This window comes from bacterium, assembly GCA_020440705.1.
Classification (GTDB): Bacteria; Krumholzibacteriota; Krumholzibacteriia; order LZORAL124-64-63; family LZORAL124-64-63; genus JAGRNP01.
Genome location: JAGRNP010000114.1, coordinates 1 through 12,475 on the forward strand (window position 1 = coordinate 1; position 12,475 = coordinate 12,475).

Here is a 12,475-nt window from a genome sequence, read left to right on the forward strand (position 1 = left end):
TCGCGATCGTGATGCCGCGCTCGCGCTCCTCGGGAGCCTTGTCGATCTGGTCGAAGGGCGTGTAGTCGGCCAGACCGACCTTCGAGAGAACCTCGGTGATCGCCGCGGTCAGGGTCGTCTTGCCGTGATCCACGTGACCGATCGTGCCGACGTTCACGTGATCCTTAGTCCGTTCAAACTTTTCGCGCGCCATTGCTGGCTACCTCCTGAAAAGTGCTGCGGCCTCGTCTAGGCCCCCGCGTGCAGCCGCATGATCCCTGCGGCGATCTTCTCCGGCACCTTGTCGTACCGGGACAGTTGCATCGAAAACACCCCTCGCCCCTGCGTCAGCGAACGAAGCGGTGTCGCGAACCCGAACATCTCGACCAGGGGAACCTCCGCGCTGACCACCTGGTCGTTCTTGCGCTGTTCCATTCCCATCACGCGTCCGCGCAGGGAATTGAGATGTCCGGTCACGTCGCCGAGGAACTCCGCCGGAACGGTGACCTCCACGGCCATGACGGGCTCGAGCAGGACGGGTTCGGCCCTCTTGGCGCCGTCCCAGAGGGCGTTGACCGCCGCATTCCGGAACCCCATCTCCGTCGATTCCCCTTCGCGCCAGGCGCCGCCCGTCAGGCGGACCGCCAGGTCGACGAGGGGATATCCGGCCAGCACTCCCGTTTCACAGGCCTGCATGGCCGATTCCGCGATGAACGGGACGAATTCCGCCGGGACCCTGTCCCCCTTCACCTCGTTGACGAAGGTGAAGCCCGTTCCGTAGTCGCCGGGGCCGATCGTCAGCTCCACCTCGGCGAAGTTCGTCTTGCCGGCCAGTTCGCGCTCGAAGTGGCCGCGCTCGGTGACCTCGGTGGTGACCGTCTCGCGGTAGGCCACCTGGGGCCGCCCCACGTTGCAGCTCACCCGGTGCTCCCGCTGCAGGCGATCCACCATGATCTCCAGGTGGAGCTCGCCCATCCCCCAGATCACCGTCTGGCCGCTGTCCGGATCCTTGCGGACCTGGAAGCTGGGATCCTCGTCGGCCATGGCCGCGAGGGCCTCGCCGAGCTTCTCCTGGTCGGCCTTCGTCTTCGGCTCGATGGCCATGTAGATGACCGGCTCGGCGAAGCTCATGGCCTCCAGCAGCAGCGGGTGCTCCTGCACCGTCAGCGTGTCGCCGGTGCGGATCTGCTTGAAGCCGACGCAGGCCACGATGTCGCCGGTGCGCGCCTCCTCGAGGTCCTCGCGCTTGTCGGCGTGCATCCGCAGCAGGCGGCCGATCCGCTCCCGCTTGCCCGTCGTGACGTTCAGCACCGTCTTGCCCGACTGCAGCGTTCCGCTGTAGACCCTCATGAAGGCCAGCCTGCCCGCGAAGGGGTCGGCCAGGATCTTGAAGGCCAGGGCACTGAACGGCTGGTCGTCACCCGGGCTCCGGGTCTCCTCGCCCTCGCCGTCCTTGTCCGTCCCGCGGATGGCGGGGCGGTCGAGGGGCGACGGCAGGAAGTCGACAACGCCGTCGAGCAGCTTCTGGACGCCCTTGTTCTTCAGCGCCGAACCGCAGAAGACCGGGACGATCTCCCCCGCGAGCGTCGCGCGGCGAACGGCCGCGGCGAGCTGCTCGAGGGTCGGCTCCTCCTCCGCGAGGAAGAGCTCCATCAGCTCCTCATCCACCTCAGCCACGGCCTCGATCATCTCGAGCCGGGCCAGTTCCGCTTCCCCGGCGAGGTCCTCCGGGATCGTGGCGGTGTCGAAGGTGGCGCCCAGGTCGTCCTCATGCTCGAACCGGGCATTCATGTTCATCAGGTCGATCGCGCCGCGGAACGTATCCTCGGCCCCGATCGGCAGGGTCACCGGCACCGGCTTCGCGCCGAGGCGGTCGACCATGCTCTGGACAGCGGCCCCGAAGTCGGCCCCCAGGCGGTCCATCTTGTTGATGAACGCGATGCGGGGGACACCGTACTTGTCGGCCTGGCGCCACACGGTCTCGGACTGGGGCTCGACCCCGCCGACCCCGCAGAACACCGCGACGGCCCCATCCAGCACCCGCAGGCTCCGTTCGACTTCGGCGGTGAAGTCGACGTGCCCGGGAGTGTCGATGATGTTCACCCGGTGGCCCCGCCAGGTGCAGGTCGTCGCGGCCGACTGGATCGTGATCCCGCGCTCGCGTTCCTGCTCCATGTAGTCCATCTGGGTGGCGCCGTCGTCGACGTCGCCCGGTCGGTGCACTCGTCCTGTGTAGTACAGGATCCGCTCCGTCGTCGTGGTTTTTCCCGCGTCGATGTGAGCCATGATCCCGATGTTCCGGACCATGTCGAGTGCGACTTCGCGAGCCACCAATTCTCCCAGATGCTGCGGGGCAGGGCGCCGGCTCCCGCCGGCCGTCGGCCGTTCCGGACCGATCTCCGGAAAATTCCGCGGTCGACACCCAAGCCCAGACGAACAACGCGCACATGACCCTTCCGGATGACCGGAATCGGGCAGTACGTCTCCCGTGCCTCTGGCCCCTGCGATTCCCTTCGCGGGGCACATTCAGGCTATTCGGATGTGCGTTCCTTCAAGCTAGAGCTGCGCTTGTCGGCGAACGAGAGGGACCCTTACCAGCGGCAGTGGGCGAACGCGCGGTTCGCTTCAGCCATGCGGTGAGTGTCTTCGCGCTTCTTGATAGACGGTCCTTCGTTTTTGCTCGCCATCATGAATTCAGCCGCCAGACGTTCCGCGAACGTGTTTTCCGGACGACTGCGCGCGAACCCGATCAGCCAACGCATGGCCAACTGGGTCCGCCGCTCGGCCCGCACCTCGACAGGCACCTGATAGGTGGCACCACCGATACGACGGGACTTCACCTCGACACTCGGCTTGACGTTGTTCAAGGCGGCGCGGAAGACTTCGATGCCGTCCTGGCCGCTCTTCTCCTTGATCATGTCGAGAGCCGTGTAGAAAGACTTCTCGGAGACGCTCCGCTTGCCGCCCTTCATGCAGTAGTTGATGAACTTCGTCACCATCACATCGCCGAACCGGGGATCCGGGGGCAGAATTCGCTTCTCGGGGGACCTGCGTCGCGACATTTCGTTTCTCCTGGGCGGTCTTTCCGCAATCTGGCGCCGGAATCCAGCCGGCGGAACTTCTCATTCGGCCCGCCGGACCCCTCGGGGCGCCGCGGACCGGTGAATGGGGTTCGGGTGGCCGGCGCCGGAGCGCCGCACCCGGGAGCCGCTAGCCCTTGGGCCGCTTCGCCCCGTACTTCGAACGGCCCTGGCGACGATCGTCGACGCCGGAGGCATCTTGGGTACCGCGGATGATGTGGTACCGGACGCCGGGCAGATCCTTCACACGACCACCCCGCACGAGCACGATGCTGTGCTCCTGCAGGTTGTGGCCCTCACCCGGGATGTAGGCCGTCACCTCGATGCCGTTGGTCAGACGCACGCGGGCGATCTTCCGCAGGGCGGAGTTCGGCTTCTTCGGCGTCTGGGTGTACACGCGGGTGCACACACCCTTGCGCTGGGGGCAGGCCTGCAGGGCAGGACACTTGCTCTTCTTCAGCTGGGGCTTGCGGCCCTTGCGAACCAACTGGCTGAGCGTAGGCAATGGACTTCTTCTCCTGGGTGTCACCGAATCCAAGGATTCGACCACCGGGGCGCACCCTTCCGGGAGCAGCCATTCTGGGCGGCGGCGCGGATCCTGCAAACTCTTGATTTTACGCGTTTTGGACGCAATCAAACACAGCGGCAGCCCCACCCTTGCGGTGCCTGGCTGCGGCCGTGGATCGGGAACATTAACCGGGAGACAAGGCTTTGTCAAGGATTGGCGTATTTTTTTGAGGGCCCGAATCGGGTGCTGCGGCGGGGTTTGGCGGCGATTCGGGTCCGGCCCGGGTCGGGCTGGACGGGGTCTCCCGGAGGCCCTACCATCCGGCCCATGAAGCCGTCGCCCCCCACCCTGCGCAGCCTCGTGATCGCCGGCGCCGCCGTGCTGGCCCACCTGCCGGTCTTCCGGACCTGGTGGTGCCTGGACGACTGGGGCCAACTCGCCCGGGCGGCCGACCATCTCGAGCGGACCGGCCCGGCAGTCCGCTGGCTGAGCCAGGACCTGTGGTGGTCGGCGACATGGCCACTGTTCGGCCTGAGCGTGCCACTCCATACGGCAGCCAGGCTCACTATTTTTGCTGCATCGGCGGCTATTCTCGGTGATCTTACCGCTCGCGCGACCGGTCGCGATCGGGCGGGGATCCTGGCCGGAACCCTCTTCGCCGTCTCCCCCGTCGTGTTCACCCCCCTGTTCTGGGCCTCCGGCATCCAGACGGTGCTCGGGGCGGGGGCGGCCATCGCGGCGGCGTGGGCCTGGTGGCGGCCCCGGCGCCGCTGGGCGGCGGCCCTGGCCCTGGTCTCCATCTTCGCCAAGGAATGCGGCCTGGGCCTGCCGTTGCTCTTCGGGCTGGACCTCGCCGTGGGATCGCGGTCGACCGGGACCCGACGCCGCGAGGACGCCGTGCTGGTGGCCGTTCTCGCCCTCGCGGCCGGAGTCGAGGCCTGGCTCGTGCTGAACGGCTTCGCCCACGGGCCCGGCGACGCCTACCGTCTCGGCGGCCCGGCGATGGTGGCGGGCAACCTCGGCGTCTTCGGCTGGTGGCTCGCCACCCCCGGCCCCGTCTTCAGCTCTTCCTTCGACTGGAGCCGGGCGGGCACCGGGGGACTCGTCTTCGTGGCCTGGGCCGCCTGGGGCCTGCTGCGCTGGCGCCGGGGCGACCGGCTGCCGGCCACCGCCCTGGTCGCCGCCCTGATCAGCCTGGCGCCGGCCCTGCCCCTGGTGCAGCAGACCCACCCCTACCTCGCCACGATCGCGGCCGCCGCCCTGGCGACGACGCTCGGGGCGGCGGCCCCGCGGGTCCCCTTCGCCCGGCGGCCGGTGACGGCCCTCGTCGTCGGGGGCCTGGTCGCCCTGGGCGTCTTCAACACCGCGCAGCGCTGCATCCGGCCGCGCGAGGACGGTCGACCGGCCGATCCGGTGGTCAACGCGGCGAGCTGGTCGCGCCTGACGGCCGCCGCCCTGGCCCCGGCGGGCCCCGGGCCCGTGGTGATCTACCAGCCGGCCCTCAGCGGGCCCCGGGTGGCCGAGGCGGCCCGCCGCGGGCGCGATCACGTGCAGCCGTCACCGGCCTGGCGGGCCATGGAAGGCACGCGGGGCGTCGATCTGGTGCTGGGTGCCCCCCGCCGTTCGGCCTGGTGGAACTCCCTGGCCGATCTGCCCGCCGACGCGTGGGTGCTGTGCGAGACGCCCGACGGCTTCGAGCGCTGGGGCCCCGCCACCCAGGCCCTGGCCTACGCGGCCATCCTCGACCTGGTCGTCGACCAGCCCGGCCGGGCCCGGGCCCACCTGTTGCGATTCCGCGCCCTCGGTCTCGCGGCCGACCTCTATCACGCCGACCCGGCCGGGTTCGACGTGCCGGTGCCCCTCTTCACGCGGGGCGCCGCCGCCTTCCGGCGTCACCTGCGGGCCGACCCGGGCGAACCGCACGTCGATCGCGATCTGCTCGCCATCCTGGCCACCCTCGAGCGGAGGGTGCAGGAAGGCGACTGAACCTGCGGCCGGGGACGCCGCCCGGCGCGAAAAAGGCGGCGGCCCCACCAGGACCGCCGCCTCGCTGATGGCCGGCCGCTGCCGGATGGCGCACCGGGCTACTTGATCAGGGTCATCTTCCGCTGCTGGACGATGTCGCCCGCCTCGAGGCGGTACAGGTACACGCCCGAGGCGGCGTCGCGACCGCCCTCGTCGGTCCCGTCCCACAGCACGGCCTGCGGGCCCGCCCCCAGGCGCCCGTCCACGAGACGACGCACCAGGCGACCCCGCGCGTCGTACACGGCCAGCTTCACGTCGCCGCCGCGGGGCAGGTCGAAGCGGATCGTCGTGCTCGGGTTGAAGGGGTTCGGGTAGTTCTGGTCGAGGACCACGGCCCGCGGCGTGTCGCCGACGCCGGAGGCCGTCGTCGAGGGCGTGACCTTGATGCTGTCCACGGCCCAGCCCCAGCCGTTCACCGACTGGTCGGCCACCAGGCGCCAACGCAGCAGCACGACCTCGCCCGCGGCGAAGGTGTCCCTCAGTTCGATGGTGCGGTTGCGCCACAGGGCCGACGTGCCGGCCTGGTTGCCGGCGAAGGCGGTGAGCCAGGCCGCGTCGTCGCGGGCGTCCCAGCCCGGCGCCAGAGGCACCCAGTTGGTGCCGTCAGCGGTGCCCTCCACCACGACGTAGTCCCAGAAGTCGCTGTCGCCGAACACCGAGCCCGGCTCGCCGGGCTCCACGATGGCGATCTCGTCGAAGGTCAGCGTCGAGATCTCGGCCACCTTGATGGGGACCATCAGGCTCAGGGTGTAGACCGCCCCGTCGGCATAGTCGTGCGGCGTGTGGTAGGCGGGATTGCCGAAGCCCGACGGGGTCGTCCACACCCAGCCGTCGTTCACCACCGGCAGGTTGCCGCCGTCGTCGAGATCGTTGGCGTAGGCCCAGACCGGCGCCGCGAGCACGAAGGTGTCCGCCTGCCGCGTCGCCGAAGTGTAGGTCAGGCCGCCGACGTAGGACACGGCGTAGGCGGTCTTGAGGCCGCCGCTGAGCACCGGCACCGCGAACAGCTCCGTCTGCAGCGGCGTGTTGGGCCCGTAGGTCGTGACCACGGCGCCGTCGATCCAGACCTGGGTCGAGTCGTAGGCCGAACGCAGGTTGAACTCGAGCTGCAGGTCGCCGCCCGGCACCTGCACCATGTTCTCGAAGAGCGGATCGAAGACCTGACCGTCGACGAGGGCCGGATCGGTGGTCGTCCACACGCCGCGGCCGTGGGTCGCGACGACGATCTCGTCCTCGACGGCCTTCAGCTGCCAGATGCCGACCGCCGGTAGGCCGTTGTCGGCCAGGGCCCAGGTGGCGCCGCCGTCGAGGGACTCGACGAGGCCGATTTCGGTGCCGACCCAGATCTTCTGGGGATCGTTGGGCCACACCAGCAGGTCGTACACCGCCACGTCGGGGAAGCCGTTGCCGCTCACGCTGCCGGCGCCGAAGCCGGAGATGTCGGTCCAGTTGCTGCCGCCGTCGGTGGTCTTGATGATCTTCGGCCGCTCGGCGAAGGAGAACAGCACGTAGGCCGTGTTCGGCTCGGTCGGGTGGGTGGCCAGGCCCGAGATGCGCCCCACCGTCGCGGTGGTGTAGTCGGCGCTCGGATTGAAGGTCAGGCCGCCGTCGGTCGAGACCATGATGTCGCCGCCGCTGCCCATGGTGGAGCCGGCCCAGATCACGTCGGGGTCGGCGTCGGACACGCGCACGTCGAGGAACGAGCTGAGGGTGCCCCACTCGCCGGGCGTGACCGGCGACAGGGACCAGCTGGCCCCGAAGTTCGTCGAGCGCCACACGCCCTGCGCCCCCACGGCGAAGACGCGGTCGGGCTGCCGCCAGCTGCTGGCGATCTTGGTGATGAACGGCGCGGCACCGCTGCCGGTGTCGGACAGGCCGCTGGTGGCCGAGCTCCAGGTGGCGCCGCCGTCGAGGGAGCGCTGCAGCCCGTTGTACTGGTAGCCGCCCATGATCTTCTGCGGATCGTTGAAGTGCCACGCCGTCTCGTAGCCGTCGCCGCCGATGCGGAAGTCCCACAGGTCGGTGGCGACCGGATCGACGGGCGACTGCCAGGTGCCGTTGTCCTGCATGCCGCCGATGTAGGCGCTGGCGCCCGGGCGCTTGGTCGCGCCGTAGAACTGGGTGGTCACCATGCCGTTGATGGGCATGGTGAAGCCGCCGACCCCGGACGACGTGCGCGTGACGCCGCCGTCGTTGGTGCCCAGCAGGTACCAGCCGCCGCCGGACGGCGCGACGATCTCGAGCCAATGGTGGTCCGGGTGCGGGAAGCTGTAGCTGGCCAGGGCCGTGACCGAGAAGCTGCCGCCCCCGACGGCGTTGATGTCGATCTCGTACAGCTGCGGCCCGCCCACGTAGACGACCGTGGGGTCGGTCGGGTGGCACACGATGGCGTTGTCGTACCAACCCTGGCCGCCGAGCCAGTTGGTCGAACCCGACTGGGACATGGCGGTCCACGAGGCGCCGGCATTCCAGCTCACCCAGAGCCTGGCGCCGGTCGCGCCCTCGGCCGAGACGTAGAGATAGTCCGGATTCACCGGCGAGATGGCCATCTCGTAGCGGCCCGAGAAGTCGGTGATGCCGGTGTTGATCGGATTCCAGGTCTGGCCCCCGTCCGTGCTCTTGAGGATCCCCGTCTCGTGCACCGTGGCGTACTGCACCGCGAAATCGGTCGGATCGGCGAGGAGCTGCTGCACCCGCGCCCCGGCGACGGAGCCGCTGTTGGTGGCGGTGTAGACCGCGGCCCAGGTGGCGCCGCCGTCGGTGGAGCGGAAGATGTGCGTCGTCGGATAGAGGTCGGACTTGTAGCGGCCCACGGTGGTCGCGGCCAGGACCAGATCCGGGTCGCTGGGCGAGACGATGATCCGCGCCACGTTGTTGAAGCGCGGGTCGTTCTGGGTGCTCGCGAGGGCCGTCCAGGTGGCGCCCTTGTCGACGGACTTCAGGATCCCGTTGCCGTTCATGGTGTCGACGTTGAAGTAGCTCTCGCCGGTGCCGGCGTACAGCACCTGCGTGTTCGAGGCGGCCATGGCCAGGCACTGCATGGCCAGCAGGGGCTGGTCGTCCATGAGCTGCGTCCAGCTGCCGCCGGCGTCGGTGGTCTTCCACACGCCGCCGCCGACGCTGGTGATGAACCAGGTGTCGCCGGTCGGGTCGTCCGGATCGACCACGATGGTGCGGGCGCGTCCGGCCACGTTGCCGGGGCCGCGCGACTCCCAGACCAGGCTCTTGCCGAAGGGGCCGGCCGCGCTCTTGGCCCGGGCCAGTTCCCGCTGGCGGTAGCCGGGAGCGTACCCGGGGACCTGGCGGTCGTCGGGAATCTTCATCTCGTACAGGATGCGGGCGAACTCCTCGGGCGCGTCCATGCGCGCCTCGCCGGCGGCCCAGCCGTCGAGCCGGTCGAGTTTCGACTGGAGCTTGAACGCGCGCGCGGAGCCGGGCCCGGCGTGGGCCAGCGCCGTGGCGAGGCGGGCGCGTTCGCCCTGGTACCAGGCGGTCCCGGTGCGGTCGGCGGCGGACGCGGTGGCGGGCGCGGACACGTCCTCGCGAATGGTCAGCACGACGAGAACCACCGTCGCCACGACAGCCATGGCCACGATCGCGAAAATCTTCTTCATGGGTCTCCCTCGCTGCCGGCAAGCGGCGGAAACTGCGCCCCCCAGGGAAGGGCGGCGGCGCGGAATAGTGGGCGAACCCTACAATGATCCGACATTTCATCAGAAAAGACAAGGGGGCGGGCGGGAATGAGAGTCGGAATCAACTGCGACGGACACGAAACGGCCCCGCTCCGGCAGGAGCGGGGCCGTCGTGTGCGCGCGTCGGCCGGGGCTATTCGCCGCCCGCGGCCTCCGCCTCGGCCTCCATCTCGGCCGCGAGCTCGGCCGCGGCGACCGCCGCGAGCTCGTGGTCGTGGATGCCCTGGATGATCCGGTCGTCCTCCTCGGCCGGCTCCTCCACCGCTAGGTGCTTGAACTCGGACAACCCGGTGCCCGCGGAGATGAGGTGACCCATGATCACGTTCTCCTTGAGGCTGCGCAGCTCGTCGCGCTTGCTCCGGGTGGCCGCGTCGGTCAGCACGCGGGTGGTCTCCTGGAAGGAGGCCGCCGAGATGAAGCTGTCGGTCGTCAGGCTGGCCTTGGTGATGCCCAGCAGCAGCGGCTCGAAGGTCGCCGGCTCGAGCTCGGGCTCGCCCTTGGCGCGCAGCTCCATGTTCTTGCGGAGGATCTTCCGGTTGATCTCCTCGACCTCCTGCTTGGTGACCTGCTCGTCCTCGAGGAACGGCGTGTCGCCGGGGTTGAGGATCATGACCTTGCGCAGCATGCGGGACACGATGATCTCGATGTGCTTGTCGTTGATCTTCACGCCCTGCAGACGGTAGACCTCCTGCACCGCGTTCACCAGGTACCGCTGCACCTCGCCGACACCCTTGATGGCCAGGATGTCCATGGGGTTGATCGGGCCCTCGGTGAGGCGGTCGCCGGCCAGCACGTGCTCGCCCTCGTAGGTGCGGACGTGCTTGCCGTGCGGGATGGTGTACTCCTTCTCCACGCCGCCCTCGCCCACCACGGCCACCTTGCGCTGGCCGCGCGTGGTGCCGCGGAACTCGACGACGCCGTCGATCTCGGTGACCGTCGCGGTGTCGCGGGGCTTGCGGGCCTCGAAGAGCTCGGCCACGCGGGGCAGACCGCCGGTGATGTCGCCCGACTGGGAGACCTCGCGCGGGATCTTCGCCAACTGCGTGCCGCCGGCGACCTTGTCGCCGTCGCTGACGAGCAGGAAGGCGCCCGTGGGCAGGATGTACTCGGCCATCTTCTTGCCGGTCTTGGCGTTCATGATCTGGATCGCCGGGTGCACGCTCTTGTCCGCGCTCTCGACGATGACCGGCTGCTTCATCTTCGTCTTCTCGTCGAGGTCGACGCTGAGGGTCAGGCCCTCGATGATGCCGCTGAAGGCCACGATGCCGTTGTCCTCGGCGAGGATGAAGTCGGCGAACGGGTCCCACTCGAAGATGGGATCGCCGGCCTTCACCTTGGCGCCGTCCTTCACCATCACGATGGCGCCGTAGGGCAGCGTCATCTGCGAGCGGGTGATGCCGGAATCGAGGATCAGGCTCAGCTCGCCCTTGCGGCCGATCGAGACCATCTCCTTGTCCGCGTTCCGGACCAGGTTGACGTCCTTGTTGAAGACGATCTTGCCCGTGGCCGCGGCCTTCTTGACGGTCTGCTCGACGATGCGGCTGGCCGTACCACCGATGTGGAACGTCCGCAGCGTGAGCTGCGTGCCCGGCTCGCCGATGGACTGGGCGGCCATGACGCCGACCGGCTCGCCGATGTCGACCAGCTTGTGCTCGGACAGGTTGTAGCCGTAGCACAGGGCGCAGATGCCGCGGCGGCTCTCGCAGGAGAGCACCGAGCGCATCAGCACGCTCTGCACGCCGGAGTCCTCGATCTTCATGGCCAGCTCGCGGTCGATGACCGAGCCGGCCTCGGCGATGACCGAGCCGTTGCCGTCGATGACGTCCTCGGCCGAGGCGCGGCCGATGACGCGCTCGCTGAGGGACTCGATGGTCTTCTCGCCCTCCTTGAGCGCCTCGATCTCGACACCGCGCAGGGTGCCGCAGTCGTGCTCGGTGACGACGATGTCCTGGGCCACGTCGACGAGGCGGCGGGTCAGGTAACCGGCGTCGGCCGTCTTGAGGGCGGTGTCGGCCAGACCCTTGCGGGCGCCGTGCGTCGAGATGAAGTACTCGAGCATGGTCAGGCCCTCGCGGAAGTTCGCGATGATCGGCTGCTCGATGATCTCGCCGAAGCCACCGGTGATCTTCTTCTGGGGCTTGGCCATCAGCCCGCGCATGCCGGCCAGCTGCTTGATCTGGTCGGCCGAGCCACGGGCGCCCGAGGCGTTCATCATGTACACCGGGTTGAAGCCCTGGTCGTCGGCGCTGAGGTGCTCGAACATGCGGTCCCGGACCTCGTTGGTCACCTGGGTCCACTTGTCGATCACCTTGTTGTAGCGCTCGCGGTTGGTGATGACGCCGTCGCGGTGGTCGCGCACGTAGCCGTCGACGACCTTCTGCGCCGCCTTGATGATGTCGACCTTCTCGGGCGGGATGATGATGTCGTCGATCCCGATCGAGATGCCGCCTTCGGTGGCGTGGTGGAAACCCAGCTCCTTGAGGCGATCCAGGAAGTCCATGCACGCCGTCATGCCGAGCTTGGCGTGCACGTCGGCGACGATCCGCGAGAGGTCCTTCTTGTTCAGGGCCTTGTTCACGTAGCCCATCTCGTCCGCGAGGATCTCGTTGAAGAGCACCCGGCCGATGGTCGTCTCGAGGGTGCCGAGGTCGCCGCCGAAGCGGATCTTCACCAGGGCGTGCTTGTCGATGATGCCGGCCTCGTAGGCCGCGTGGGCGTCGGCCACGTCGGCGAAGCCCTTGCCCTCGCCCTTCGCGCCGGGACGGTCGAGCGTGAGGTAGTAGCAGCCGAGCACCATGTCCTGGCTGGGCGACGCCACCGGCTCGCCGCTGGCCGGCGAGAGGATGTTCAGCGGCGAGAGCATCAGCAGACGCGCCTCGAGCTGGGCCTCGTAGCCGAGGGGCACGTGCACGGCCATCTGGTCGCCGTCGAAGTCGGCGTTGAAGGCGGTGCAGACCAGCGGATGGATGCGGATGGCCTTGCCCTCGATCAGCACCGGCTCGAAGGCCTGGATGCCGAGACGGTGCAGGGTCGGGGCGCGGTTCAGCAGCACCGGGTGGTCCTTGATGATCTCCTCGAGGATGTCCCAGACCTCGGGGCGCTCCTGCTCGACGAGCTTCTTGGCGCTCTTGACGGTCTGGACGTAGCCCTTCTCCTCCAGCTTGCGGATGATGAACGGCTTGAACAGCTCG

Annotated in this window: 7 protein-coding genes; 1 reads left to right on the top strand and 6 read right to left on the bottom strand. The window is 68.9% G+C overall.

Translation table 11 applies throughout. From position 1 onward, the window contains the following. The 4 genes from tuf to rpsL form a co-directional block, all read right to left on the bottom strand. The coding region (tuf, locus tag KDM41_14435) for an elongation factor Tu (protein ID MCB1184624.1) at positions 1-193 on the bottom strand (193 nt) is incomplete at its 3' end. A gap of 35 nt (positions 194-228) precedes the next feature. Beyond that, positions 229-2,310, bottom strand: coding sequence for an elongation factor G (fusA, locus tag KDM41_14440; GenBank protein MCB1184625.1), 2,082 nt, complete (start codon positions 2,308-2,310; stop codon positions 229-231). A gap of 260 nt (positions 2,311-2,570) precedes the next feature. Then, positions 2,571-3,041 (bottom strand): 30S ribosomal protein S7, encoded by a 471-nt coding sequence (gene rpsG / locus KDM41_14445; GenBank protein ID MCB1184626.1) that lies wholly within the window; start codon positions 3,039-3,041, stop codon positions 2,571-2,573. 148 nt (positions 3,042-3,189) lie between these two features. Further along, on the bottom strand, positions 3,190-3,564 hold the full coding sequence (rpsL, locus tag KDM41_14450; protein ID MCB1184627.1) for a 30S ribosomal protein S12: 375 nt from the start codon (positions 3,562-3,564) through the stop codon (positions 3,190-3,192). 330 nt (positions 3,565-3,894) lie between these two features. On the opposite strand from rpsL, the gene KDM41_14455 reads away from it, so the two are divergent. Then, positions 3,895-5,553, top strand: a complete 1,659-nt coding sequence (locus KDM41_14455) for a hypothetical protein (protein ID MCB1184628.1) — start codon at positions 3,895-3,897, stop codon at positions 5,551-5,553. 98 nt (positions 5,554-5,651) lie between these two features. On the opposite strand, the gene KDM41_14460 is transcribed toward KDM41_14455, so the two are convergent. Both KDM41_14460 and KDM41_14465 read right to left on the bottom strand, forming a co-directional pair. Further along, a complete protein-coding gene (locus KDM41_14460) occupies positions 5,652-9,206 on the bottom strand; it encodes a T9SS type A sorting domain-containing protein (GenBank protein ID MCB1184629.1) in 3,555 nt (1,184 codons plus the stop codon). A gap of 211 nt (positions 9,207-9,417) precedes the next feature. Continuing rightward, on the bottom strand, positions 9,418-12,475 hold a 3,058-nt coding region (locus KDM41_14465), incomplete at its 5' end, for a DNA-directed RNA polymerase subunit beta' (GenBank protein ID MCB1184630.1).